Below are 24358 nucleotides of genomic sequence, written 5' to 3'. Positions count from 1 at the left end.
GCGAACCGACTGTACAGGAAGCTTGAGATTTGTCGGGTAAACGTAGCGTCACGCAGCTTTGGCCGATGAGTGCGAAAGCCTCTCGATAGTCCGTTGTTCTGAAACACCCTCATTGCGACGACTGGATCTTATTATCTGAGTCCAGCATCCGAACAATACGGGCTGGATTTCCAGCAACGAGAGCACGGGGTGGAACATCGCGCGTAACGACTGAGCACGCTGCGATGACAGCTCCTTCTCCGATCGTCACTCCCTTCAGTATCGTTACATTAAATCCGATCCAAGCCTTGTCGCATATCACGACAGACGCGTTGGGCACGTATGTCCAGTCCTTCCGATTCCGAGCCCAATCGCGCACATCGTTTCGACGCAGATCCCATTCCAGGCTATGGGAATCATGATCGACGATAGTAGCCCCCCAAGAAACCAGAACGTCGTTTCCAATAGAGACGCTCCGAAAGCAGATCAAAGTCGACAAGCCTAGATAACTCCGGTCGCCGATGCGGACCTCGCCTCCCTGAGCTTCGAATATGATATTGGCGTGAACTATCGAGCCGTCACCAATCTGAAGTCGATTGCCCGAGACACGACGCAACCGCCGCCAATCGACCGACGTTCTGTCTCCGAGTGCAACTGCCCCCGATCTCCAGCTTTTCCAGCCTAAGAAGATATCAGCGACCCGGACAGGAAGGGAGTTCAGCATTAACTCCTCTCCTTGCTCTCGATTGCTTCCAATGAACCACCGTCCACAATCGTTCGCCATCGATAGCGTTCGAGGTGTTGGATCACGGCCACCGCGATCGGCAAACCCAACCCGCCAGTCAAAATGGACGTTGGCAACGCTGAGATCATGAGATTGTAAATGCCTATAAACGACGCCGCGAGGACTGCCAGAGTCATGGCCGTCTTCCCTTCCCTCAAAAGCGACAAATCGATCCATCTACATAGGGCGCCGGCCACGAGTGAGTAGATAACCACCCCAAAATAGGAAAAGTCCGCCCAGGCATCGGCGATAAACATCGCTGTGGTATGAGTTCCATCAACGGATCGCCATACTCTTGCAACGAGGTCATAAGACGGCTCCCATTTCCAGCCGACGATCGCGGCGAGCACGCGCAAATTACCTCCCCACATATGGTCGAGCCGCCAGGGAAACGCACCGAAGTACTCCATCAGAGCAGCGTTCGAGAAATCGAAAGCGCGATAGTAGAAAAACTCGAACGCGTCGCTTGGCCGCATGCCCGGAATTGCGATCAGAAATATTGGAATGAAGATTAAGAAGGCCACCCCGACTCCGAGAAGGCCTATGCGCCAATCAAGATTGTTGCGGAAGAGAAGATACCCGACCAACAACAATTGCAGGATGAACAGTACGATGGGTGCCTTGTTAAGCGTCTCAAGCTTGCCCAATATCGTAGCAGCGAGGAGCAGCGCGGTGGCGGCGGCCAACATCCACGAGCGCCGCCCCCACGCAACCAACCCAGCCCAAACGATGATCATCGGCGCGAAAGTGCCTGCCACCAGATTGTAGAGATAAACGTGGCTCCCACCATGGTTTTGGCGATAGACGATTTTGGCAAACTCGTCACCAGGTACTGAGAGGTAGCCTAACAGTATCTGCAGATGATGCTCTCGATATGAGATCCAGAACATGAAAGCTGACAGCAACAGGCTGATGCCCAAGAGCCACACCTCTCCCGAAGGAATGCTGGCCAGAGGCTTATCCCTCCAGTTTCTTAGTCCGTCGCGTGTGCTCAGGACCGCAGCCGGCATGAGTCGATTGACAATTTCGATTCCAGCTGTAACCGAGATAAACATCAAGGCTATTGCGAGATTCAAGGCAACTGTGACATCCGAAAAATGTGCAGACTGTGATATCTCCCTGTCCACCGCCGAGATTGGCAGGCGCCACACCATGTAGACTAGATAGGCGGGGCCATAGACCAGAAGCAGGAAGCTGATCAGCATGGTCGATACCGAGACGAACCCCTCGCATCGGAAAAGCAGATACAGCGCGGCATAGGCGATCGCCAGCGTCACAAGCACGTAGCTCGCAATAACCATCATCGCCTCCCTGCCCGAAGCCGCTTCAAGGAATGGTTCAACCGATAAAGCAGGGCATTGTTTGCGAAGCTCTCGTGCAAAACGGGAGGCAGGGCAACGAGCCTTTCAAGCTCGCTCACCGTTATTCCCAACTTCTTGGCCACAAACCGCTTGTCACGAGCGGCCTGCTCCTTCGTCACCAGAGGCTTTTGAAGCTGCTCCAGCGCCTCGTCTCGCGTCATCTGCCGGGCAACGATCAGCGCGGAATAGTGCAGCCGCCGCTTGTCGAAGGAATAGCGGGTCGGCAGGTAGATCTCCTGGTAAAACTTGGTGAAGCGGCTCTCCTGGTGCTTGCTGCCATAGTCGACAAAGCCGTATTCATCCATCAGCAGGCACTTTGCAGCTTCCTTGTCGTAGGGAAGGTAGTTCAGGGGCTTGAGGATCTGAACCTGTCCGCGGGCGCGCACCAGCCACAGGTATTGGAGCGTTCCCATGAGAGGAAACGTCCGCAGCGGGGCCGTTCCATGCGCCTTGTGAATGGCCCTGACGTTGCGCCCGTCCATGGCTGGATATCCGCCATCAGGGATGTGGATGCTCTCGCTGCTGAAGTTGACGCCGTTCATGAAGTAGCGCTGACCGTAGCGGTGAGCGAGCCTGTAGAGGGTGGAGAAGAATGCGTGGTCTTGCGGCGTGTCCTGATTGAGCACGGACGCGCGCAGATACGCCAGTTGCAGATCGCGCATTTCCTCCCACTCAACCACGTAGGTGTAGAGATCGATGTCGAGTTGCCTGACCATCTTCTCGATGTTGCGGACGGCCGCTTCCGTATTCCAGCCACCGTCGACATGAACCGCGAGCATCCGCAGATTGAGCTCACGCTTGAGAAAATGAGCGAGATAGGCGCTGTCCACGCCGCCGCTCAGCCCAATCATGACATCGTAGGGTTTGCTTGCCATCTCCTGCTTGATGCTCTCGACCGTCTTCTCGAGCCTGGCGCGCCCCTCCTTGGTGGGCCACCACTCATGCGGCTTGCGCGCGATGGCGTCCCGACAGCAGATGCACTGACCGGTTTGGTCGAACGTCACCCCCGGATTGTTGTTGTCCATTACGCAGATCGAACAGACCTGATATCGTCGGCTACTCTGCAGCATCGGCACCCTCTCGCAGGTTCGCCCGCATCTGCTCGATATCAGCCGCAGAAGGATACGTGATGAGGACTGCCCGCAGGCGTCCATAGAAAACGAAGGTGCTGCCGGAGGCCACGGCCGATGCACCAGCACGGAGTCCTTCGGCCAGATGCCGGAGCTCGCCCGCACCTCCCACCGCCATCAGGGGGAGCTCGACGGCCCTGGACACGTCCGAGATGAGTGCAAGATCGTAACCGCTGCGCTCGCCATCGCGATCGATGTTTTGCAGGAGGATTTCGCCTGCGCCGGCGGCTTCAGCCATCTGCGCCAGCTTGATCGGGTCGAGATCCGTCACGACGCAACCGCGGTCGATCGCGGTCCGCCATCCCTCTTGCGTGCGCTTGCAATCGACGCAAACCGTCACGGCCTGGGATCCGAATTCATCGGCAATCGACCGGATCACGTGCGTCTGCGTGCTGGCCCGACCAAGAACAACCTTCTCGACGCCGGCCGCGAAGATAGGCGACACGTCCGCAACCGAGCTCACGCCGCCGCCGTAACTCATGGGCATGAAGCACTCGCTCGCAATCTCGCGAATGAAGCCCACATCCGGCCGTCTTTGCTCGACCGACGCGTTGATGTCTAGCACGCAAATCTCGTCGACCTCCTTTTCGTTGAAGATGCGAATGACGTTGAAGGGATCGCCGACATAGACCGGCTCGCCGAAACGGCGCGTCTTGACGAGGCGGCGGCGGCTATCGAGCAGCAGGACCGGAACGACGCGGGCTCTCATCTTGCGGCTCTCTCGACGAAGTTGCGGAGCAGCGCCATGCCGAACCGATGGCTCTTTTCGGGATGGAATTGCACACCGTAAATATTATCGTGTTGCACCGAGCAGACGACCGGCTGATCGAACTGGTAAGTCGCCGCCACGTCGCCGGCATGGTCGCATTCCATGCGATAGCTGTGTGTGAAGTAGAAGCGGAAATGCCCCTCACCGGCAAACAGCTTGGCATTCGGCATGACCTCGATGTCCGCCCATCCCATGAACGGCACCTTGAGCTTGAGAGCGGAATCCGACCGCATCCGAACCGAAGCCGCCGCAACCCAGCCCAGTCCTCCCGAGGAGCCCTCCTCGCTGCCACGCCCGAGCAGCTGCATCCCAAGGCAGACGCCGAGCAGCGGGATTTTCCGGACAAGGGCCGCGCTTTCGAGCGCGGGAATTAGGTTGGAATCGCGCAGTCTCTGCATGGCGGCGTCGAACGCACCGACACCCGGCAGCAACAGGTGACTGGCTTCGAGGATGGCCGAGGGTTGATTGGTGATTCGTGCCTCGTAGCCGATGAACTCCAACATGTTTACGAGGGCGCCGGGATTCCCCACTCCGTAGTCGACGATCGTAATCATCGCAATTCCCTCCTTGCCATCACTAGCGCGAAGGCACTTATCATACCAGCAAGCAGGACGCCCGACGCAATCACCGCAACAGGTTCGAGAAAGCGCCCAAGCACTGCAAGGACAGCAGAGACTGCCGCGCCGAGGATGCCGGCGACGGCAAAGGATTTCAGCAGTCTGGGGGTCGGCCAACGGGCCGCACCATAGCAAATCCAGAGGACAGCAAGATAGCTGAGAGTCAACGCAACGCTTTGCAGGGCCACGGCCTCCGGCAGCGAGCGCCCGGAAGCAAGCACGGCCCACAGACAGCCGACCGAGCTGATGGCGGCGACGGCTTCGAGCTTGAGATTGAGGTCCTGGCGGCCGATCGAATCGAGAAGCCGGTCCATCCAGTTCGTCATCATGAAAAGCGATGCAGGCCCCACGAGGATCGCCGAGAGCCCGCCAACACCTTGCCATCGCGGCCCGAGTACGATGGCGAACAGCGTGTCGCCTCCGAACACCAGCAGAGCAATCCACGGGCTGCTGACAACGAGCAGCCAGCGCATGATCCGGTCGATCGCCGGGCCTTGCGCGGCAAGGCCTTCGGTCGCCGCGCGATGAAAGAACACCGGCCTCAAGGCAGCGCTCGTGAATGCTGACGGAAGATGCGTCAATCTCCAGGCCTGGCTGTAAAGGCCGACCTGTGCGGCCGTCCCGAATGCGCCGGCGATGAAGATCGGCGCGCGCTCGCGCAGCAGGGAGAGCACCGTGAAAGGCAGCGAGAACTGCAGGAAGCGCCTGTTCGATGCCAGGGCGGCGAACATTGCGCGCGCATTCACCGGCCGCAGGGGGGCCCCGGCGGAGCGCCGCACGCTGCGAGCATAGAAAAGCGTCGCGGCTGCCTGTCCGACGACGCTCCCGATCACGAGCCACACCCCGTCGCCGCTTACAGCGCCGCCGAGTTGGACGAGATTGGCGACGATCGCATTTACCACGGCCCCCGTCGATATCTGAGCAAACGCGCCTTCGCGCATCAACCAAGCCTGGCACGCGATCCCGAGTCCGACGAGAGCAAGCCAGCACCACCCCAGCGCCGCGGGGAGTGGCCCAACGCCGAACTCCCGGAGAGCCCCCATCGAGAGGACGAGGAGGAAACCAAGCACCAGTGCCACGGCACAAACGACGCTTATGATCGCAAAAAAGAGATCGCTTGCGGCCACGGGGTCCCGCTCGATCACGAGGCCGAGGTCAAAGCGAAAGGAGAGCAGCGAGCCAGCGGTGACCGCCGCCGCCTGGATAGCCGCCCAAACGCCGAAATCGGCGGGGGCGTACAGACGAAACAGCACCGGCAGAAGCACGATCGCGAACGCCTGCGACGCGAGGGGACCCAATCCCGCCGCGATCAGGGATCTGCCCAGACCATTGGACGGTTTAGGACTGGCCAAACTTCCCCACCAGATCAATGACAGCGCTCTGCTGTTCAGGCGAGATCTCGGCGAACATTGGCAACGAGAGAATGCGGCTTTGATGGCGATGGGCGTTCGGGAACTGCTCCGGTCGCAAATGCAGGCGTTCGTAGCTCTGAAGGAACGGCAAGGCGGTTGGATAGTTAACCGCCGTCTGGACGCCGTTTGCGTTCAGGTACCGGGCCAGTTCATCGCGGCGAGGATGCTGAATCGTATACAGGTGATAGACGTGCTCTCGCGCGGCCGCGGTATAGGGAACGATCAGGTCCTCGATCTGGTTCAGACCGGCATCATAGATCGCGGCGGCCGCCCTGCGCGCCCTAGTCCAGTCGGAGAGGTGCCGCAGCTTCGCCGACAGGATCGCGGCCTGCAGCCCGTCCAGCCGGCTGTTGATTCCCTCGATCTCATGCTGATGCTTGGTGAGTCCGCCGTGCCGCGCGATCTTGGCCATGCGGCTGGCAAGGGCGGCATCTTTGGTCACGATGGCGCCGGCGTCCCCCATCGCGCCGAGATTCTTGCCGGGATAGAATGAGAACGTCGCGACGTCACCGAAAGTGCCGACCTGCTGCCCCATATATCGCGCCAAATGGGCCTGCGCGCAGTCCTCCAGAACCCAAAGCTTGTGCTTGCGGGCGATCGCCATGATGGCATCCATGTCCGCGGGCTGTCCGTAGAGGTGAACCGGGATGATGCCCACGGTCCGCGGCGTGATCGCGCTTTCGATCGCAACCGGATCGATCGTGAAGGTACGTGCATCGGTATCGCAGAACACCACGTCGGCGCCGCTATGGGTGATCATGGAGGACGTGCTGACCCACGAATGCGCGGTGGTGATGACTTCGGCTCCGGCCGTGACGCCGAGAGCGCGCATCGCGATGTAGAGCGCGTCGGTGCCGTTTGCGCAGGAAACACAGTGGCCCACGCCGATTGCTTCGGCAAACTCCCGCTCGAAGGCATCGACATAGGGCCCGCGGATGAAGGCGCTGTCGCGAATGACCGAAGCGATCGCCTTGTCGATCTCATCCTTGATGGTCTGATATTGAAGATTGAGATCCGCAAACGGTACGTTCATAGCGTCCCCTCAGTCACAGCTATCTGCTTTATTTCCGGATGAGCTTTCGAGCGGGATTTCCCACGTAAAAGCCGGGCTCAGTGATGTCGCGGGTCACGACCGCCCCAGCTCCGACGACCACGTCATCGCAAATCCGCACGGGAAGGATGGTAGCATTTGAACCGATCGACACGCGATGACCGATCGAAGTCGCGCGCCAGAGCTCCCTGTCGCCTCGAGCAGGCCCCCCCGTCGAGAATGAATCGTTGATGAAGACGGCTCCATGACCAATGAAGCAGTCTTCGCCGATGGTCACCAGCTCACAGACAAAGGCGTGCGACTGCACACGCGTCCTTGCCCCGATCCGGGCCGTCTTCTGGATCTCCGTGAAGGGCCCAATGAAACAATCGTCCCCGATCTCGCAGCCATAAAGGTTGCATGGCTGGACAATCTTGACTCGCAATCCGAACGTCACGTCGCGGACGTCAACCTCGTTGACGGTTGGCGAGTTCATGATCTTTCGCCCAACCGGCACCGCTTCGGATTGAAGTGGAGTTCGACTTCCTTACCGGTCTCAATCGATTCGTACAGAGCCGAAATGAGCTCAAGGCTCTTGCGCCCTTCGAGCCCATCGACCAACGCTGGGCTCTGGTTACGCAAGCAATCGACGACATGCTCGTAATAGGCCTGATGCCCGAATCCGTAAACGTTAGGAGGATTGACTGAAAACCTTTCGATCACCTCCGCGTCTGAAGGCAACTCGTCACGAAATTGCCAATGCCGAATGTTGTTAACCGCGAAGCCTGCGATTTCCACCGCTCCCTTCTCTCCCAGGATCGAAAGCGAACCTTCCAAATCTTTTGGTCGCACGGCCGTCGTCGCCTCAATGACCCCAAGCGCGCCGTTGCGGAATTTTAACGTCGCAACGGCCGTGTCCTCCGCCTCGATGTTCGCGAGCGCCGTAGCGGCTCGCCCATGCACGCTGACAACGTCGCCGAAAAACCATTCGAGCATATCGACGTGATGGCTGGCCTGATTGGCAAGAACTCCACCGTCGTAAGCCCAGGTTCCTCGCCATTTGTCCTGATCGTAATATGACTGATCCCGACACCATCGCACACGCACGGTTCCGAGGATCAACTTGCCGAACCTGCCCGCCTGCAAGGCCTCTCGGGCCTTTACCACCGGAACGTTGAAGCGGTTCTGCTTCACCACGAATAGCTTTACGCCAGCTGCATCGCAGGCTTGGATCATCGCATCGGCGTCCGTAAGCCGCAGGGCCATCGGCTTTTCGACCACGACATGCTTTCCGGCCTTCGCGGCATCGATGGCATGCGCGGCATGCATTCCACTCGGCGTCAGAATGGAAACCACATCCACGTCGGCCCGCTCGAGGAAATCCGCGAGGTGGTGAAACGCTGGAACCGCATACCGAATAGAGAATTGATCTGCACGGTCGGGTAATTCGTCGCACACGGCGGCCAGAACAGCACCTTTGATGTGCCCGCCCCCTAATAAATCAGCGTGACGCTTGGCTATGCGCCCACAGCCAAGCAGGCCAACTCTAATCATGCCTGCAAGATCCCCGATCAATTTGATGGATGCTGACCTCGATCGAACGCCCAAGCCCGATCGAGGTTTTATTAGCAGTATCTTGTCAGCAAGCGCAAGGGAACTGACCGATTCCCTACGCGAAATTCTTCTCATCGAATCAGATATTTACGGACATAGCGCACACTCGCGGTGGCTATTAGCATGAACGTTGGTTGGCGCTTGACGCGTGTTGGCGAAGGGCGCATTAGCGCTGAGGAATTCCTTCCCACGTTATGTGTCGAAGATCCTCGCCAACCTGCTCGGACCCATCCTATTGCTCAAAGACCCTAGCCTTGAAACCGTCGCGCGATCGGATATCCGGATTGCCGAGATTGATGGTCTGAGGGGCACTGCCGTCCTTCTTGTCCTAATCTGGCATTTCATTGGAGCCGTCCTCTCCCAGGCCACCAGCCTTTCGAAAATTGTAAGTGCGATACTCATCTTTGGCCGAACCGGTGTGGATCTATTCTTTGTCTTATCGGGGTTTCTGATTATTGGAATACTGGTAGATCGCAGGAATTCCGCCAACTACTTCCACGTTTTCTTTATAAGGCGCGCCCTGAGGATTCTGCCTCCTTACACAATGTTGCTTGTTGTCTTTTGGACCCTCACAGCGATCTCGCACGAAAATTACTATTTCGGCAGCCAAATCCCCTGGTGGAGCTTCGCCACTTTTACGCAAAACTGGTACATCATCAAGATAAACGCTTGGGGACCTGGCGCCGCGTCGGTGACATGGTCAGTCGCGATTGAAGAGCAATTCTATATTGTTTTTCCGATCATCGTTTATTTGATCCCTCGGAAATATCTAATCCACCTGCTGATTTGCGTCGGGATCAGTTCAATTTTGGCTAGAGCGGCTTGCTTCCTACTCTATCCGCAAAATGCCTTTGCACCGTACGTAGCAACCTGCCTCCGGTTGGATGGCCTTTGCGCCGGAGGTATTCTTGCCATAGCCTATCGCGACGACCTTCTCCGGCAGAAGTTGATCGCCTTTCGACAGCCGCTTAGGAACGCCAATGTCGCATTTGCCGCATTCATTCCCTTCTTCCTTGTTGCCATGCATTGGCGTCCAGGAACAACAATGTATTACTGGGGCCACACGTATCTAACCGTTCTATATTCACTGACCCTTGCGACGATCTTGACTAATCCCGGTTCAAGGTTCTGTGACTTACTTCGAGTGGGAATTTTGCGAGGATTGGGCACGATATCGTATACTGTTTATTTGTTTCATCCGTTGTTCATTGGCGTGGCTTTCTTAGCGGCAGGAAAGATAGAGGAACTGAAGTCCATCTCCGATGCGTTTCTGTTGGTCGCGGCTATGATTCTCACACTGATGTTCTCGAAGGCGTCTCACTTGCTCATCGAAAGCAAGTTTTTGGCGTTCGGTCACCGGCTCAAGTATTCACCCACGTCGACTGAGTATTCCCGCTGATGAACTTCAGTGGCGTATCGGTTGCTTCGTCCACCGGTGGAAACCTGATCTTCTGGAGTCAATTGGCTAGCAACAACCGTTGAAGTTGGCGCTGGGCAAGCAAAGCGAAGCCATCTATGTTCGCCTCAGGAGTTTCCAACTTTTGCTACCTGAGATTGTAAAGTGAAGACTATTAGCGTTGTGACCCCTTGCTTCAACGAAGAGCTCAATGTCAAAGACTGCCACGAGGCAGTCAGGCGGGTGTTCAATGAGAAGCTCGAGGGTTATCAGCGCGAGCACATCTTCTGCGACAATGCCTCCGACGACCGCACGGTCGAAATCCTACGAGGCATCGCCGCCGCCGACCCCTCGGTACGTATCATCGTCAACGCTCGAAATTTTGGCCCCCTGCGCAACACTTTCAACGGCGTAATGGCTTCAAGCGGTGACGCCGTGCTTCTGTTCATGCCCGCCGATCTCCAGGACCCGCCGGAATTGCTGCCCGATTTCGTCAAGCTGTGGGAAGCGGGCAACGAGATCGTCTACGGCATCCGCGCCGTGCGCGAGGAAGGCCGGCTAATGCGCGGCATCCGTAACGTCTACTATCAGCTCCTCACCCGCTTCTCCGAGATCAAGGTGCCGCCCGGCGTCGGCGACTATCAGCTCGTCGACCGCAAGGTGGTCAACCGGATGCGGCAGGTGCGCGACGGCTATCCGTTCATGCGCATGATGACGTTCGAATGCGGCGGCCGTGCCGTCGGCGTGCCCTACACCTGGCGTGCGCGCAAGAAGGGACTGTCGAAAAATCGCGCCGCGGCGCTAATCGACCAGGGCCTCAACGGTCTAGTCTCCTTCACCTCGGCCCCGCTGCGCTTCGGCCTGTATGCGGGCTTCGTTCTCTCGTTCCTGAGCATCGGATATGCCGTCGCCAATCTGCTGCTCGGCCTGATCCTCTACCAGCGTCTTGCAGACCCCGGCATCCTCACCCTGATTGTCGCGATGTTTTTTTTCGGCGGCGTCCAGCTATTCTTCATGGGTATGATCGGGGAATACATTCTGGCAATCTACGGCCAAGTCCGCGAGAAACCCGTCGTGTTCGAACGCGAGCGCATCAATTTCGACGGGCCGCAGCCGTAGGACTTATTTTACGGCCTACTCGGCGGCCGCGTGCCAGGCGAGCGTTTCGCGCAGTCCCTCGTCGAGCCCGACCGCAGGACGCCAGCCCAGGGTTTCCAGCCGCGTCATGTCCGCGGCAAGCACCATGACCTGATCGAAGCGATACGGCACTTCGCCAAGACCGAGCTCACCGGTGCCGATCAGCTGGTGCAGCCGCGTCACAGTGTCACGAAGCTGCGGTGCATCGGGGCTGCCGAGATTGTAGATGCCTTGCGCTCCAGGGCTTTCAAGCACCAGGCGAACGCCGGCCGCGGCATCGCGGGCGTGGAGGAAGCCCCAGCGCTGCTCACACGCGGTCAGCGCCATGCGTCCACCGGCGCGCAGCGTGCGGATCAGGGTCGGGATCAGCCAGGCTTCGCCATCCCTCGGACCATAGGCCGAGAAGATACGCAGCCAGGCGAAGCGCAGCTTGCGCTCGGCACAGCGCCGCTCGGCCATCAGCCCGCTGGCGAGCTTGGCGATGCCGTAGAACGTCGTCGGCCGCGACACGTCGCTCTCGGCGATCGCGCGATCATAGGGACCGTATTCGGCCTGCGATCCCGCGCCGATGAAGACCGTCGCGCCCGCATCGGCAGCAAGGTCGACCATCTCCACGGTGTCGGCGATGTTGTGCACCTGGTCCTTGCTGTTGCGCTCGGCGTTGCCCACCCCGCGCCACGCCATATGCACGACGGCATCGGGCGCAAAGGAACAAAGTCCGCCCCCGAGCGCGGGCAGATCGTCCAGCGTACCCTCGATCACGGTGAGGCGGTCCAGGATGGCAGCGAGGCGCCATGGCCTGGTACCAGGCCGCAGCAGCACGGCCACGTCATGTCCCTGCGCAAGGAGGTCTTCGGCGGTGTACGATCCCAGAAAGCCCGTCGCGCCCGTCACGAATATGCGCATGGCAACGACCTGCCGCCCTAGACGATGCGCAACGACGCCGGCCTCGGATAATCCACGAAGCGGTTGCCGTCCGCATATTCGCTTTCGCCGAGATAGGGAAACTGGTCGTTGATGGGGCGACCCATCTCGAGCTTTGGCTCGATCAGCGTATGCTCGCTCAGCATCACGTCGATCACGATCGGTCCGCCCTCGAACAAGCCCGGCTCGATCTGATCGAGGCTCTCGATGCGGGCGTAGCGCAGGCCATAGGCCGCCGCGAGCGCGCCGAAATCCGGGAAGCTCAGACCGTCGCGCGAGGCGCTATAGCGGCTCTGCATGTAGCTGTCCTGGAACTGCTTGATGATCCCGTACGAGCCGTTGTTCATCACGATGATCGCGATGTCGAGATTGTTGTGCTTGACGGTGTGCAGTTCCTGGATGTTGAGATGGAAGCCGCCATCACCGTTGTAGGAAATCACCTGCCGGTCCGGCCGGTCGATCTTGGCGCCGATCGCAGCCGGCAGCGCGTAGCCCATCGGCGAGTTGCCACCCGGATTGAACAGCGTGTGGCGCTTCACCTTGAACGCCTGGTAGAGCCAGCAGACCGCAGCACCGGTGTCGCCGATGACGATCGCGTCCTCCGCGATGATCTCGTTGACTCGGCGGATCACATCGTAAGGCGACAGCGAGTTCAGCCGCGCGGCGGAGGTCGAGACCTCCTTGTGGTAATAGCGCTGCTTCATCCCGGCGACGTAGTCGCTCCATTCCTTGCTGAGCGGGCCGACATCGAGCTGGCGCAACACCTCCGGCAGCGCGGCAAAATCCAGATGGCTGACGCGGTAGCCGTCGTTGCGGTACTTGGCGAGCTCCTCCTTGTCGACGTCGACGACATGGACGGTCGCGCCGGTCGCGAACTGCTTGGTGTTGCCGGAGCGCTGGCGGTTGTCGAGCCGGCTGCCGAGCACGATCACGGCATCGGCGTTCTGCAGCACGAAGTTCGAGCCGCGATTGCCGTAGACGCCGATCTGGCCGACGAAGCCTGGATGATCGTGATCGAAATAGCTGAGCCCGGCCCAGCTCGAGACGAACGGCAGGCCGCTTTTCGCGAGCCAGCCCGCGACATCATGCTCCACGCCGGCAAGCCCGACGCCGGCGCCCCAGAGCACCACCGGGCGCTTCGCCGCGGCAAGCGTCCGCTTCAGATCCGCCAGCACCTGCGCCGGCGTGTCCGTCGCCTCGGAAAGCTTCGACGGCAGCAGGATGTCGTCGCCGACTTCGATCTGCTGAATGTCCATGGGAACGTCGATCAGCACCGGCCCCATCCGTCCGGAGGTCGCGATCGAATAGGCCTTGGCGAGCTCCTCGCGCAGCTCCGCTGCGCTCTTGACCATCACCGCGTATTTGGTGATCGGCCGCACCATCTCCACGATCCTGGTTTCCTGGAACCCGGCCTGGCGCACATTCGCGCCGTGGAATGCGCTGCTCTCGCGCTGGTTCACCTGGCCGGTGATGTGCAGCGAAGGAATGGAATCGAAATGCGAGGTGGCGATGCCGGTGATGAGGTTGGTCGCGCCCGGACCCGAGGTCGCGAGCGTCACGCCGACCTTGTGATTGACGCGCCACAGTGCGTCCGCGGCCATCGCCGCGCCCTGCTCATGCTGGAAACAGGTGTAGCTGAGCTTCGGATGCTGCGCGACAGCGTCGATCATGAACGCGCAGGCGCCGCCCGTCAGCAGGAAGACCCGGTCGCTTCCAACCCGCGCGAGAAACTCGGCAATGTACTGGGCACCATTCATCGCGTCATTCCCGTCACTGGGCGCCGCGGGTCTGGGCAGCGCAGAAATCGCGGATCACCTCGACGACGTAGTCGATGTGCTCGTCGCCGAGCCCCGGATAGACACCGATCCAGAAGGTCTGGTTCATGATCGTGTCGCTGTTGGCGAGCGATCCGTGGACGCGGAAGTTGCGGCCGATCATGTAAGGCTGCCGCACCAGATTGCCGCCGAACAGCAGACGCGTGCCGATGCCGCGCTCGTTCAGGTGCCGCACGATCGCATCGCGCTTGAACGGCGCGCCTTCGCGGACCGTCAGCACGAAGCCGAACCAGGACGGTTCGCTGTTCGGCGTCGGCTCCGGCAGGATAAAGAACTCTTCGAGCTCCTTCAGTCCGCTCTTCAAGAGATCGAAGTTCTTGCGCCGCGCGGCAATGAAGCCTTCGAGATGGTCGAGCTGCGACACGCCGACCGCCGCCTGCATGTCGGTGATCTTCAGATTGAAGCCGAGATGGCTGTAGATGTATTTGTGGTCATAGCCGTGCGGCAACTCGCCGAGCTGCCAGTCGAACCGGCGCTGGCAGGTGTTGTCTTTTCCCGGCTCGCAATAGCAGTCGCGCCCCCAGTCGCGGAACGTTTCCATCGCACGGCGCAATGCCGGATGACTGGTGAAGACGGCGCCGCCCTCGCCCATCGTGATGTGATGCGCCGGATAGAAGCTAAGCGTACCGATGTCGCCGAAGGTCCCGACATGACGCCCCGCAAAGGTCGCACCGAGCGCGTCGCAACAATCCTCGATCAGCCACAATTTGTGTCGCTTGGCGATCTCGGCGATCTTGCCGACATCGAAGGGATTGCCGAGCGTGTGCGCCACCATGATCGCGCGCGTGTTCGGCGTGATCGCCTCTTCGACGAGCTCGGGAATGATGTTGTAGGTGGGAATGTCGACGTCGACGAACACCGGCACCATGCCCTGCGTCATCGAGGGATTGACGGTCGTCGGAAATCCGGTCGCGGCGGTGATCACCTCGCTCCCGGGCGGCACTTGCCGATCGCGGAGCAAGGGCGAGGTCAGCGCCGAGAAGGCGACGAGATTGGCCGAGGATCCCGAATTGACCGTCAGGGCGTAGCGGGCGCCGACGCGCTTCGCCAGCTTCTCCTGGAACTCGTCGTTGAAGCGGCCGGTGGTCAGCCAGAAATCCAGCGCCGAATCGACCAGCGATTTGACGTCGCTCGCATCGAACACCCGGCCCGAGACGGGGACCGAGGATTGCCCGGCGACGAACGGCTTCGATGCATGTGCGACGGCGGAGTACTCCTCCACCAGTTCCATGATCGATTCCCTGATTTGTTCGGGGCTTCGTTGACCCGATCGGGCAGATGCTGGCGTCAATTTCATGAGATCTACTTGGCTTTGACCGCGACGAACCGGCCGCGAGATGGTTTGGATGCCTACTGTGCCGCACCGTTCGCGACGGCGCCATGCAATACGCGTTCGAGCTGGTCGAGCGAGACGCGACGAAGGTCCTGACCGCGCTGAAGCGCCTTGTACCAGTCGACGGTGAGAGCCAGCCCCTGCGACAGATCGAGCCGCGGCGTCCAGTTTAGTCGCGTGCGGGCCCGTTCGCAATCGAGCCTGAGATAGGCAGCCTCGTGCGGATGTGGGCCGGCATCGGCGCTCCAGCGCGCGCCGTCGCCCCATTGCGTGATCAGATGATCGACCACCGTGCTGACCGGCACCTCGCTTGCGGCGTCGGGCCCGAAGTTCCAGCCGCCGATAAAACTGTCATCGCCCGCCAGCCGCTCCACCAACGTCAGATAGCCGAGCACGGGGTCGAGCGCGTGCTGCCAGGGCCGCACCGAATTCGGGTTGCGGATGCGTAGCGCGCGGCCCTCGATAAAGGCCTGCATCGCATCCGGCACGAGGCGATCGCGCGCCCAGTCGCCGCCGCCGAACACATTGCCGGCGCGCGCCGTCGCCACGCGCGGTGCGCCCGGCGTGTTGAAGAAGCTGTGGCGATAGGAATGCGTCACGAGCTCGGCGCAGGCCTTGCTGTTGCTGTAGGGGTCGTTGCCGCCCAGACGATCGCCCTCACGAAAGGCCGCGGCCGCACCGTTGTTCTCGTAGCACTTGTCGCTGGTCACGATCAGGATCGCCTGCACCGAGCGCAGATGGCGCGCGGCCTCCAGGACATGCACGGTCCCCATCACGTTGGTGGCAAAGGTCTCGACCGGCTCCTCATAGGAGGGGCGCACCAGCGCCTGCGCCGCCATATGAACGATGACATCGGGCTCTGCCTCCGTCAGGGCAGCGCGCAAGGTCGCGAGATCGCGGATATCGGCCTCTCGATGCCTGATGTCGTCGGCGATGCGCGCGGTCACGAACAGCGCGGATTGATGCGTCGGCGGCAGCGCATAGCCGTAGACGTTGGCGCCGAACTGGCGCAGCAGTAGCGAGGCCCACGCCCCCTTGAAGCCGGTGTGGCCGGTGAGAAAGACCTTCTTGCCGTGCCAGAACGCCGGATCGGTCACCAGACCCTCCATTTGGCACGGTTGTTGGCCCACTCCTCCTCGAGGAAATTGCGATCGCGCAAGGAATCCATCGGATGCCAGAAGCCGTGATGCACGTAGGCGCGCAGATCGTCGCCGCGCGCGAGCTGCTCCATCGGCTCGCGCTCCCAGATCGTCTTGTCGCCTGCGATCAGATCGCCGACCGCAGGCGAGAGCAGGAAGAATCCACCGTTGATCCAGCCGCCGTCGTCGATCGGCTTCTCCTCGAAATTGACGACCCTGTCGCCTTCAATCGAGACCGCGCCAAACCTTTTGGCGGGGCGCACCACCGAAACGGTCGCCTTGCGGCCGTGCGATTTGTGAAAAGCAATCTCGGCCGCGAGGTCGATATTGGCAACGCCGTCGCCATAGGTCAGCGCGAAGAACGGCTCGTCGGCGACGTAAGGCAGCACCCGCTTCAACCGCCCGCCGGTCTGCGTATCCTCGCCAGTGTCGACCAGCGTGACCCGCCAGGGCTCGGCGGTTTCGCGGTGCACCTCCATCCGGTTCTCGGCGAGATGGAACGTCACGTCGGACATGTGCAGGAAGTAGTTCGCGAAGTACTCCTTGATCATGTAGCCCTTGTAGCCAAGGCAGATCACGAAGTCATTGAAGCCGTAACGGCTGTAGATCTTCATGATGTGCCAGAGGATGGGCCGGCCGCCAATCTCGACCATCGGCTTCGGCCGGGTCGTCGTCTCCTCGGCAATGCGTGTGCCCAGGCCACCGGCGAGGATAACCGCCTTCATTCAATTACCCCGCCTTTTCCCGTTGCGGCACACGTCCAACTGCAAGTAGAACAGGATTCAGCCTGATGCCAGTCAAAACTGTTAAAGAGCTTGATTTTTTGGCGTTCCCGACGGTGTCGACAGAGCGAAATCCTGCTCCTACGCTAGTTGCTGCACTCACTTGAGGGAAGCCGTCACCGGATGAACACACGCTTTGACACGCCCGATCAGCAACAAAGGCTTAGACCCAGAAGATTAGGGAACAAAGGCCGAGTCGCGATGTTCATTCTCGCGTTCGCGCTCGCGGCCTCTTTAGCGAAAATCATGTTTCCCATGATCGATCAGGCGAAGCCAAGCCTGATCGACGACCATGATATCGTATTTGCCCTCGACGGCGAAAACACCGTCACATTGCGCTCCCTCGAGGCATGGCTCGCGCAGACACCTGAATATCGAGAACTCCTGGAATCCGGCAAGACCTCACGATTTCGCCCCGGCTACTATGTGCTTAAGGCAATCGAAATCTACGCATGGGGCGGTAACATGCGGCTGTGGTATCTTTTCAGATACATAGCCAACATCGGGACGACCTTGCTGATTGCCGCGCTATTCCTGCGGACGCTTGGCTTGTCGTCCGCAGTCGCGTTCGTGCTCCTCTACTTGGGTCACGAGAGCTGGAGCGACCTGATACCGCGACTTGGTCCAACCGAATTCCAGGGAAACTGCGCCGCGGCCTTCATCGTGTGGGCCGCGTGGAGGTACGTAACGGATGACCAGCCGCAGAAATACTTACTTTGGCTCGTCACGATCACTTCATTTCTGTTTTCAATATTAAAGGAAGTCAATTCGCTCTACCTGCTGGAAGCTTCCGCCCTGGCTGTTGCCTGCGGACTTCTTCTACGGGAGCAGCGACTAGTGAACCTCGGGTTACTTTGCGGCCTGATCGCCTGCGCGGTATTTTCCTTTCTGATGATGACAGTGCGTGAAGCATCGTCGGCACTCACCATCATGGGCGCTCTTTCGGATTATTTGAGGTATTTGCGCCGCGACCCAATCTTTCGGATCATCGGGGCAGTTACGACCGGTCTGCTGGTTTTCCATTTGGTGACCGACTTCACGAGAGGGCACGTGAACCGAAGGCTCTGCGCGCTTCTTCTCCTGGTACTTGCACTAGAGCCAACGCGTCTTGCAACGTATTTTCTCACTCACCCAATTGCCGGTGTCGACGGATTCGATGCACTCTCGATGCGCTATGCATTCCCGTTTGTATTGATGCAGGCGTTGGCTATCGCGTTGGTCGTGGGAGTGTTGAGCCAACGCCTGACGACGTTGCCGATCCCGACTCTTCAGACCAATGCGTCGGTTGGGGCGATGCTCTCCTCGGCGATTGTCATTTCTTTGTTGGCAAGCAACCAGGGAATCTTCCACCGTTCGGTCAAGCCGTCAGTTGAGCTGTGGCGTCAGTTCAATTCGGATGCGGATCAGGCTATCAGAGACGTCGGCCGCAAATTCGTCGAGCAACGACTGGCGGGCCACGATCCTGCGCTCTTTGTAAGCGGCCCCACACCTGGGATATGGGAGCCGGCGCTCGCTCTTGCGCTTTATCTGAAGCTGAGATTGTGGGGAACCCCTGTCTACGCAGACATTACGGGAGTTGCCCCGATCGAGCACGACTACACGATCAGTCTATTAACCAGGTACGGCGCCTCTCCGGTCGCAGGCGAAGAGGCAGCGAAGCTCAAGTCGAACTGTCTCGAGGTTCATGTAGATATCAAGAGAGCTACGGACTCCAAATGCGATATCATTCAGATCCTGAAGCCTTTCTGATCGCGTTAGTTTTCGTCGGAGGATCAACGGATAATGAAATCACCTTGATGGACATCAGCGAAGTAGGAGCCCTGCGTATCATGCTCGACGTTTATCACAAACGACGCTTTGGGAAGCTCATGTGAAAGGGAGAGCTGTCCACCCGTCAAATCTCGTGGAGTTTCAATCGCGCCGGGACTCGCTGGGATCGAAAACTCGGCAAACGCGAAATTACCGGCTCCAGAACTCGGCTTCGCGGAAGCCGCCGGAGACCCAATAACTCCGTCGCCGTTAAGGTCCTGATGAAAGCTTGTCTCGAACGCCTGCAGAGCGGTGCTGTTTGCCGCAAGCACTCCAACGTTTGACGTGTAGTTGCCGCTGTTATCCGTGTACCAGACCGTCAGTTGTGCCCCGCTCTTCCAGGCCACCTCATAACCACCCGTGATCGTCTCGACCCCGACCAATGACCACGAAAATTGACCTTGCGTGACGGGAGTCCCCTCGTAGCTGAATTCAGGACCAGATCCACCCCCAACAGGGTCGAAAAAATAGTTGCTTCCAACCTGAACAAGACTCGTCGACCCGAGGGACTCGATCACCGTTCCGGTGCCACTGGATGGAGTGCCAGTAATACCGTCACCGTTGAGATCCTGATGAAAGCTCGTCTCGAACGCCTGCAAAGCCGTGCTGTTTGCCGCAAGCACTCCAGCGTTTGACGTGTAGTTGCCGCTGTTATCCGTGTACCAGACCGTCAGTTGTGCCCCGCTCTTCCAGGCCACCTCATAACCACCCGTGATCGTCTCGACCCCGACCAATGACCACGAAAATTGACCTTGCGTGACGGGAGTCCCCCCGTAGCTGAATTCAGGACCAGATCCACCCCCAACAGGGTCGAAAAAATAGTTGCTTCCAACCTGAACAAGACTCGTCGACCCGAAGGACTCGATCACCGTTCCGGTGCCACTGGATGGAATGCCAGTAATACCGTCACCGTTAAGATCTTGATGAAAGCTCGTCTCGAACGCCTGCAAAGCGGTGCTGTTTGCCGCAAGCACTCCAGCGTTTGACGTGTAGTTGCCGCTGTTATCCGTGTACCAGACCGTCAGTTGTGCCCCGCTCTTCCAGGCCACCTCATAACCACCCGTGATCGCCTCGACCCCGATCAATGACCACGAAAATTGACCTTGCGTGACGGGAGATCCCCCGTAGCTGAATTCAGGACCAGATCCACCCCCAACAGGGTTGAAAAAATAGTTGCTTCCAACCTGAACAAGACTCGTCGACCCGAGGGACTCGATTACAAAGGGCGCGAGGTGGCTTAGGAGCGCCTCCTCTGAAATCGCCCCGTCGGCGAACTGGAAGCTTTCCACCGACGTTACGGTATCGGTGCCGTCCGGCGAACCGGGGCGCTCATCGATCAGCGTGAATGTCTGCGTCGATGAATTATAGGAGATGGTGTAATTGGCCTCGTTGCCCGAATACACCGCCGTGTCTGTGCCGGCACCTCCGTCGATGGTGTCGTTGCCGCCGCCACCCGTGATCGTATCGTTGCCTGCGCCGCCCTTCAGAACGTTGGCAATGACGTTGCCGATGATGGTATCGTTGGCAGAACCGCCGGTCGCATTGTCGATCAGCGAGCGCGTGTCGCCGTTATAGAGATAGGCATTATAGACGTTGCCGGACGCGTAATGGCCGTTGCCAAGGTAGGCCAGCTGCGTGCTGGAGAACACCGACGAGGCGCCCGGATTGAGGTTGATGCTCAGGTTCGTGGTGTAGTTCGACAGGTCGTAGGTATCGACGCCGCCGCCGTCCCATACCGTCTCGTAGATGCGGTTGGTGGAGCCGCCGACGCCACCGCCGTCCGCAAGCTGTCCGACGCCGTTGATGAACTCCTGCCCCGTCGTCGGGCTCCACGTATAGACGGTAGCGCCACTCTGCGTGGTGTAGTCCGCGCCATACAGCGTCTGCAGCGCGAGGATATCGTTGGCCATATAGGTCTCAGGATATCCGTACTGCTCGTTGGTGTAGCCGGTGAGCGGACCGCCGACATAGCTGCGATAGCTCATGACGGTGTATTCGCTGTCGTCATGCACGGTCGGCACCGCCACATTGGCGGGCCCGCCGGTTTCCTGGCTGTGCTTGAGGCCCAGGGCATGGCCGAGCTCGTGCAGCGCGGTCGTGAAATAGTAATTGCCGAGCTTCGCCTGCGTGTAATCGTACTGCGTGCCGAACCAGACGTCGCCGCCGGCTGCGTAATTGCCGGGGTAATAGGCGTAGGAGGTCGGATTGGCGGCTGGCGACTGCGCGATCATGATGTCGGCGCTACCGCTGCCGTTAAAGGCGATGCTGGCGTTGGTGTAGCCTTGGATCAGCGCGATCGCGTAGTTGATCGCCGCCTGCATCTGGGTCGGCGCAGCCGAAAAGCCCGACGTTGTCGGTTCGCCGTTGCCCCCGGAATAGGACCCGTACGTGCTGGCAGACGTGGGAAAGCTGTAGCTGATCGTGCCAGACCATTTGGTTCCTGCCAGCAAGCCGTCGATATCGGCGTTGCTGGTGGCACTGACGTTGACAGAAGTCGCCAAGGGAATCTCCGAAACAGCCGGCCCGCTCGATCCGGTGGGGGGCAGACGCTGATTCTAGCCAGAGAGATTACGTTTGGTTTAAATTGGGCGACGCGACGCGACCTCTTCCGCATGGCCGTGTTAAGCATCAAACCCCGTAGTCATACGGAGCGGGATGACGAAGCGGTTCCGGGTGCCTGTCCTGATTTGCAAGGAAACCATGAAACGCCAGCTGATCTGTCTGGGCCTGGCCGGCGCCCTGATGGCGCTATCAGGACCGGATCATCTGCCATCCGGAGGGCTGCCTGTTATGGTCGGAGAAGCCAACGCGGACGACGGCGGCAACGCGCGGCACACGCCCTCGGTACCCCCGGCCCGCCCCCCTGCGGCCGCGGTCGCCGAGGAATACGAGCTCGCCCGCCAGAAAGGCACAGCCGAGGCATTCGAGCTTTTCATCGCGCGCCATGGCGACGACCCGCTGGCCGAGAAGGCGCGTGCTGAGCTGGAACAATTGTCCCGCTGATCTCCACCGGGATCGGGACCACACCAGGCATCGCATTTTGCTGGCCGCATCGGCGCCGGGGCGCACTTGCCGCATGCTCTTTCGGCACTATGGTAAGTCCGCAATCCATCCCGGAGCCTTTCACAATGCCCTTTCCGCATGCCTCGGAAGCCCTGTCGCGCTTCACCGTGCTCGATCTGACCCGCGTCCGCTCCGGACCGACCTGCGTGCGCCAACTCGCAGATTGGGGTGCGACGGTGATCAAGATCGACGCGCTGACCGAGGATTCCGGCGGCGAGCAGCCGGGCGGACCCCGTCGGGGGGCCGACTTCCAGAATTTGCACCGCAACAAGCGGGCGATGACGCTGAACCTGAAGGATGCACGCGGGCTTGCCGTATTGAAGCGCCTTGCCGCCAGGGCCGACGTGGTGGTCGAGAACTTCCGCCCCGACGTGAAGAAGAAGCTCGGCATCGACTATGAGTGCTTGCGCGAGATCAACCCGCGTATCGTCTACGGCAGCATCTCCGGCTTCGGCCAGGACGGGCCCTATCACAAGCGGCCGGGCTTCGATCAAATCGCGCAGGGCATGGGCGGATTGATGTCGATCACGGGCGCGCCGGGCGAAGGCCCGATGCGGGTCGGTATCCCCGTCGCCGATCTCACTGCTGGCCTGTTCTGTGCCATGGGCATCCTCACCGCACTGCTCGAGCGCGAGGTCTCCGGCAAGGGGCAGTGGGTGCAGACCTCCCTCCTTCAGGCCCAGATATTCATGCTCGACTTTCAGGCCGCGCGCTGGCTGATGGAAAAGGAAGTCGCCAAGCAGGCTGGCAACAACCATCCGACCAGCATCCCGACCGGCGTGTTCAAGACCTCTGACGGTTACATCAATATCGCCACGACCGGAGGACGGATCTGGGAGCGCTGCGCGCAGGCGATCGGCGCGCCGGAACTCTATAGCCATCCCGATTATGCGACGGCCCCGGCCCGCTCCAAGAACCGCGACGCGCTCAACGCCGAAATCGAGAAGCGCACCGTGACCAAGTCGACCGAGACCTGGGTCCGCGAGCTCAACGAGGCCGGAGTGCCCTGCGGGCCGATCTACGCGATCGACCAGATGTTCGAAGACGCGCAGGTCAAGCATCTCGGCATCGCCCAGGACGTGCCCAACGACGAGGGGCGGCACATCCGCCTGGTCGGCCAGCCCGTGACGCTGTCGCGAACGCCAAGCAAGATGGTGGCACGGCCGCCGGAGTTCGGCGAGCAGACCGACGAGATACTGAAGGAGTTCGGCTTTGGTGCCGACGAGATCGCGAACCTCAGGGACGCCAAGGTGGTTTGAGCACTTCGCTATAGTCCGGACGATCTGAAGAATGCTCACTTGGAAACGACAAAGCCCGGCACAGGGCCGGGCTTTGCAATTCGGCGCCTGTCGATTTTCAGTATTTCGCGACCACCGGGCCGCCACCGAACTGGTAGTTCACGCCGACGCGGAGGATATTGTCGGTGAAGCCCGACGAATAGGATAGGCCGCCGGCCGTCCGAACCGGAACCAAAATGGTTGTCGCAATCGGGCCGGCGCTGACCGATCCGAGATCCATGTAGAGATATTCGAGTTTCGCGGTCCAGTTTGGCGCGATCTTTCCTTCGACGCCGACACCAGCGGTCCAGCCAACCCTTGTCGACGACGTCCCCGGGAATGTTACGGTGACCGGAACGCCGTTAACGTTCGTGCCGGTGATGCTTCCGCTAGTCTGCAACTCGCCGTAGGCGAGACCGCCGGTTCCGTAAAGCAGGACGCTCGGGGTTACGAGGACACCGACGCGGCCGCGGACCGTGCCAAACCAAGTCAGCTTCTGGGTCAAGGTCGAGGTTATGTTCGTTCCGTCGTTGGCGCACGCGACGCAGACGAAATTGCTCGAGCCCTTCTCACCACTGCCCTGGATGTCGGCTTCGAGACCAACCAGCCAGCTCTGGACTTGCCAGTTATAGCCGACCTGGCCACCGCCGATGACGCCGTTTACATCATTGCTTGCGGTGCCGGTGGCCAGAGCAGCGCCTGTCGCTAGGTTCGAAATGGTCTCGGAATTGCGCGCGCGCCCCCAGCTATATCCGACGTTGCCGCCGATGTAGAACCCGGTCCAACCATACACCGTCGCCGCAACGGGCGGCGCCTTGACATAGGGTCTTGCCGCCAGGTCGGCAGCGACTGCACCCGTCGCGAACAGCGACATCGCCGCTGCCATTCCAATCACAATCCGCTTCATGGCAATTCCTCTTCGGACAAATTTTATGACGAAAGTATACCCCGTGCCCTGCCCAAGGAC

General features: G+C 60.0%; 21 protein-coding genes. 5 read left to right on the top strand and 16 right to left on the bottom strand.

The genetic code is table 11. The features are described 5' to 3' along the window. Positions 1–109: 109 nt before the first annotated feature. The 9 genes from QY049_RS26700 to QY049_RS26660 are packed head-to-tail and all read right to left on the bottom strand — an operon-like array spanning position 110 to position 8636. Complete coding sequence (locus tag QY049_RS26700; RefSeq protein ID WP_301270170.1) at positions 110–703, bottom strand: DapH/DapD/GlmU-related protein; 594 nt, start codon at positions 701–703, stop codon at positions 110–112. Next, a complete protein-coding gene (locus tag QY049_RS26695) occupies positions 703–2067 on the bottom strand; it encodes a hypothetical protein (protein WP_301270169.1) in 1365 nt (454 codons plus the stop codon). Before QY049_RS26695 ends, QY049_RS26700 begins: the two co-directional genes overlap by 1 nt. Further along, positions 2064–3194 (bottom strand): N-acetyl sugar amidotransferase, encoded by a 1131-nt coding sequence (locus QY049_RS26690; protein WP_301270179.1) that lies wholly within the window; start codon positions 3192–3194, stop codon positions 2064–2066. The genes QY049_RS26695 and QY049_RS26690 overlap by 4 nt, the downstream gene beginning before the upstream one ends. Beyond that, positions 3181–3963 carry a HisA/HisF-related TIM barrel protein gene (locus QY049_RS26685; protein ID WP_301270168.1) on the bottom strand — a complete coding sequence of 261 codons (783 nt, stop codon included), beginning with the start codon at positions 3961–3963 and terminating at the stop codon, positions 3181–3183. The genes QY049_RS26690 and QY049_RS26685 overlap by 14 nt, the downstream gene beginning before the upstream one ends. Continuing rightward, the gene (gene hisH, locus QY049_RS26680; RefSeq protein ID WP_301270167.1) at positions 3960–4577 is read right to left on the bottom strand and encodes an imidazole glycerol phosphate synthase subunit HisH; all 618 of its coding nucleotides are present in this window, start codon (positions 4575–4577) and stop codon (positions 3960–3962) included. Before hisH ends, QY049_RS26685 begins: the two co-directional genes overlap by 4 nt. Next, positions 4574–5992 (bottom strand): oligosaccharide flippase family protein, encoded by a 1419-nt coding sequence (locus tag QY049_RS26675; RefSeq protein ID WP_301270166.1) that lies wholly within the window; start codon positions 5990–5992, stop codon positions 4574–4576. Before QY049_RS26675 ends, hisH begins: the two co-directional genes overlap by 4 nt. After that, positions 5979–7085 (bottom strand): DegT/DnrJ/EryC1/StrS aminotransferase family protein, encoded by a 1107-nt coding sequence (locus QY049_RS26670; protein ID WP_301270165.1) that lies wholly within the window; start codon positions 7083–7085, stop codon positions 5979–5981. Before QY049_RS26670 ends, QY049_RS26675 begins: the two co-directional genes overlap by 14 nt. A gap of 28 nt (positions 7086–7113) precedes the next feature. After that, positions 7114–7578 carry an acyltransferase gene (locus tag QY049_RS26665; RefSeq protein ID WP_301270164.1) on the bottom strand — a complete coding sequence of 155 codons (465 nt, stop codon included), beginning with the start codon at positions 7576–7578 and terminating at the stop codon, positions 7114–7116. Beyond that, positions 7575–8636, bottom strand: coding sequence for a Gfo/Idh/MocA family protein (locus tag QY049_RS26660; protein ID WP_301270163.1), 1062 nt, complete (start codon positions 8634–8636; stop codon positions 7575–7577). Before QY049_RS26660 ends, QY049_RS26665 begins: the two co-directional genes overlap by 4 nt. A gap of 208 nt (positions 8637–8844) precedes the next feature. Between QY049_RS26660 and QY049_RS26655 the strand changes: the two genes are divergently transcribed. Together QY049_RS26655 and QY049_RS26650 are read left to right on the top strand one after the other, a co-directional pair. After that, positions 8845–10095, top strand: coding sequence for an acyltransferase (locus QY049_RS26655; protein ID WP_301270162.1), 1251 nt, complete (start codon positions 8845–8847; stop codon positions 10093–10095). A 162-nt stretch (positions 10096–10257) separates the two neighbouring features. Next, complete coding sequence (locus QY049_RS26650; protein ID WP_301270161.1) at positions 10258–11211, top strand: glycosyltransferase family 2 protein; 954 nt, start codon at positions 10258–10260, stop codon at positions 11209–11211. Positions 11212–11226: 15 nt separating this feature from the next. Here QY049_RS26650 and QY049_RS26645 read toward each other — a convergent pair whose 3' ends face one another. From QY049_RS26645 to rfbF, 5 genes are read right to left on the bottom strand one after another with little or no spacing between them, the layout of a single operon-like run. Next, a complete protein-coding gene (locus tag QY049_RS26645) occupies positions 11227–12135 on the bottom strand; it encodes an NAD(P)-dependent oxidoreductase (RefSeq protein WP_301270160.1) in 909 nt (302 codons plus the stop codon). Between the two features lie 17 nt (positions 12136–12152). Continuing rightward, positions 12153–13910: a thiamine pyrophosphate-binding protein gene (locus tag QY049_RS26640; protein ID WP_301270159.1), complete on the bottom strand. Its 1758-nt coding sequence runs from the start codon at positions 13908–13910 to the stop codon at positions 12153–12155. 13 nt (positions 13911–13923) lie between these two features. Continuing rightward, complete coding sequence (gene rfbH, locus QY049_RS26635; protein WP_301270158.1) at positions 13924–15285, bottom strand: lipopolysaccharide biosynthesis protein RfbH; 1362 nt, start codon at positions 15283–15285, stop codon at positions 13924–13926. 53 nt (positions 15286–15338) lie between these two features. Beyond that, complete coding sequence (gene rfbG, locus QY049_RS26630; protein WP_301270157.1) at positions 15339–16418, bottom strand: CDP-glucose 4,6-dehydratase; 1080 nt, start codon at positions 16416–16418, stop codon at positions 15339–15341. Next, complete coding sequence (rfbF, locus tag QY049_RS26625; protein ID WP_301270156.1) at positions 16415–17185, bottom strand: glucose-1-phosphate cytidylyltransferase; 771 nt, start codon at positions 17183–17185, stop codon at positions 16415–16417. The genes rfbG and rfbF overlap by 4 nt, the downstream gene beginning before the upstream one ends. A 258-nt stretch (positions 17186–17443) precedes the next feature. Here rfbF and QY049_RS26620 point away from each other — a divergent pair, with 258 nt between their 5' ends. Continuing rightward, positions 17444–18991: a hypothetical protein gene (locus tag QY049_RS26620; protein ID WP_301270155.1), complete on the top strand. Its 1548-nt coding sequence runs from the start codon at positions 17444–17446 to the stop codon at positions 18989–18991. Between the two features lie 23 nt (positions 18992–19014). On the opposite strand, the gene QY049_RS26615 is transcribed toward QY049_RS26620, so the two are convergent. Continuing rightward, positions 19015–21552 carry a matrixin family metalloprotease gene (locus QY049_RS26615; protein ID WP_301270154.1) on the bottom strand — a complete coding sequence of 846 codons (2538 nt, stop codon included), beginning with the start codon at positions 21550–21552 and terminating at the stop codon, positions 19015–19017. A gap of 154 nt (positions 21553–21706) precedes the next feature. On the opposite strand from QY049_RS26615, the gene QY049_RS26610 reads away from it, so the two are divergent. Together QY049_RS26610 and QY049_RS26605 are read left to right on the top strand one after the other, a co-directional pair. Continuing rightward, a complete protein-coding gene (locus tag QY049_RS26610) occupies positions 21707–22054 on the top strand; it encodes a hypothetical protein (protein ID WP_367401201.1) in 348 nt (115 codons plus the stop codon). Between the two features lie 125 nt (positions 22055–22179). Beyond that, positions 22180–23373, top strand: coding sequence for a CaiB/BaiF CoA-transferase family protein (locus QY049_RS26605; protein WP_301270153.1), 1194 nt, complete (start codon positions 22180–22182; stop codon positions 23371–23373). A gap of 97 nt (positions 23374–23470) precedes the next feature. On the opposite strand, the gene QY049_RS26600 is transcribed toward QY049_RS26605, so the two are convergent. Further along, positions 23471–24298, bottom strand: coding sequence for an outer membrane protein (locus QY049_RS26600; RefSeq protein ID WP_258766113.1), 828 nt, complete (start codon positions 24296–24298; stop codon positions 23471–23473). Positions 24299–24358: the final 60 nt, after the last annotated feature.

The sequence above is a fragment of the Bradyrhizobium sp. WYCCWR 13022 genome, assembly GCF_030435535.1.
Taxonomy (GTDB): Bacteria; Pseudomonadota; Alphaproteobacteria; order Rhizobiales; family Xanthobacteraceae; genus Bradyrhizobium.
The sequence above is the reverse complement of the archived record's forward strand: the minus strand, read 5'-3'. Positions and strand labels throughout refer to the sequence as shown.

Bases quoted from the DNA above. Each gene is read 5' to 3' on its own strand.
- QY049_RS26645 (WP_301270160.1), bottom strand. From the start codon at position 12,135: ATGCGCATATTCGTGACGGGCGCGACGGGCTTTCTGGGATCGTACACC.
- QY049_RS26695 (WP_301270169.1), bottom strand. From the start codon at position 2,067: ATGATGGTTATTGCGAGCTACGTGCTTGTGACGCTGGCGATCGCCTAT.
- rfbF (WP_301270156.1), bottom strand. From the start codon at position 17,185: ATGAAGGCGGTTATCCTCGCCGGTGGCCTGGGCACACGCATTGCCGAG.
- QY049_RS26620 (WP_301270155.1), top strand. From the start codon at position 17,444: ATGTTCATTCTCGCGTTCGCGCTCGCGGCCTCTTTAGCGAAAATCATG.
- QY049_RS26605 (WP_301270153.1), top strand. From the start codon at position 22,180: ATGCCCTTTCCGCATGCCTCGGAAGCCCTGTCGCGCTTCACCGTGCTC.
- QY049_RS26660 (WP_301270163.1), bottom strand. From the start codon at position 8,636: ATGATTAGAGTTGGCCTGCTTGGCTGTGGGCGCATAGCCAAGCGTCAC.
- QY049_RS26610 (WP_367401201.1), top strand. From the start codon at position 21,707: ATGACGAAGCGGTTCCGGGTGCCTGTCCTGATTTGCAAGGAAACCATG.
- QY049_RS26690 (WP_301270179.1), bottom strand. From the start codon at position 3,194: ATGCTGCAGAGTAGCCGACGATATCAGGTCTGTTCGATCTGCGTAATG.
- QY049_RS26665 (WP_301270164.1), bottom strand. From the start codon at position 7,578: ATGAACTCGCCAACCGTCAACGAGGTTGACGTCCGCGACGTGACGTTC.
- QY049_RS26640 (WP_301270159.1), bottom strand. From the start codon at position 13,910: ATGAATGGTGCCCAGTACATTGCCGAGTTTCTCGCGCGGGTTGGAAGC.
- rfbH (WP_301270158.1), bottom strand. From the start codon at position 15,285: ATGAAATTGACGCCAGCATCTGCCCGATCGGGTCAACGAAGCCCCGAA.
- QY049_RS26600 (WP_258766113.1), bottom strand. From the start codon at position 24,298: ATGAAGCGGATTGTGATTGGAATGGCAGCGGCGATGTCGCTGTTCGCG.
- QY049_RS26700 (WP_301270170.1), bottom strand. From the start codon at position 703: ATGCTGAACTCCCTTCCTGTCCGGGTCGCTGATATCTTCTTAGGCTGG.
- QY049_RS26685 (WP_301270168.1), bottom strand. From the start codon at position 3,963: ATGAGAGCCCGCGTCGTTCCGGTCCTGCTGCTCGATAGCCGCCGCCGC.
- hisH (WP_301270167.1), bottom strand. From the start codon at position 4,577: ATGATTACGATCGTCGACTACGGAGTGGGGAATCCCGGCGCCCTCGTA.
- QY049_RS26670 (WP_301270165.1), bottom strand. From the start codon at position 7,085: ATGAACGTACCGTTTGCGGATCTCAATCTTCAATATCAGACCATCAAG.